The sequence below is a fragment of the Candidatus Symbiopectobacterium sp. NZEC135 genome, from assembly GCF_025962695.1.
In genome coordinates this window covers 1-989 of record NZ_JAGFPF010000745.1, presented here as the reverse complement: position 1 = coordinate 989, position 989 = coordinate 1, and the positions used below count along the sequence as shown (strand labels likewise).

Genomic DNA, 989 nt, shown 5'->3' with positions numbered 1-989 from the left:
TTGGCGATGGAGCCGCAAATTTTGCTGCTGGATGAACCGACATCGGCACTGGATCCCGAATTGGTGACGGAGGTGCTGGATGTGATTAAACAGGCGGCGCTGGAGGGCAATACCATGATCATTGTTTCCCATGAGATGGATTTTGTGCGTCAGGTTGCCAACCGGGTGCTTTTTTTGGAAAAGGGAAAAATCATTGAGGATGGCAGCGCACAGCAGGTGTTTGATAACCCGAAACATGAGCGCACCAAAGCGTTTCTGGCCCGCTACTACCGACGGTTAGAGCCCGAATACCAGATTTAAACAACACGCATCGCGCTCCCTGTGGGGAGCGTGTTTCACGCGATTTAGTGCGTAGCGATAAAGATATGCTGGCGGTGGTACGCGAGTTGACTGACATCGGGCGGAAAGGCGATGGGCAGCCTGAGCGCATGCCCTTCATATTTTGCGAAACTTTGTTCACTCGCCGCGCTTTTTAGCTGCTTGATGCGGGGGGAAAGCACCAGTTCGAGGTGATCGTTAAAGGTGATCAATCCGCGATCGAAGGCTTTATCATGCAAGCTGGAAAGGCACAGGCCGTTACTCGGATCAAGGCGATGTTCAACCGCGTTATTCCAGGGACGGATGTGACTGGCAACCAGCAGCATCGGCTCTTCCAGACCGGTTAGACAACACCGGTTTTCGTAGGCGTCCAACACCCGTTTGCGAAACAGTTGCTGCCCGACACGCGCTTTGATGATGGTGGTTTTTTCTCTGCCACTGAAATCTGCTGCGGGAGTCTCTTGCAACGCCGTCAGCGGTTTTTCCAGCGTGGTCATCGCGGATTGGCATTGCTGCTCAAAGGCATCGCTATCCCGATCCATCTCCTGCCACAATTCGCGATCCGCTTTCGATGCGCCCGTCAGACCGCGACGTCCTGATTCGATAATAAAAGGGTCCAGACTGGCTATGTTCACCAGCTTCATCGCCAGTGCCGACGGTGTGCGGCCAAT

General features: G+C 53.9%; 1 protein-coding gene and 1 pseudogene. One reads left to right on the top strand and one right to left on the bottom strand.

The window, feature by feature from the left end:
- Window positions 1–300 (top strand): annotated as a pseudogene (locus tag J5224_RS30155) (L-cystine ABC transporter ATP-binding protein YecC); the annotation flags it as partial.
- Between the two features lie 44 nt (window positions 301–344).
- On the opposite strand, the gene J5224_RS30150 reads toward J5224_RS30155, so the two are convergent.
- A partial coding sequence (locus J5224_RS30150; protein ID WP_264628729.1) for an HNH endonuclease occupies window positions 345–989 on the bottom strand: 645 nt, incomplete at its 5' end.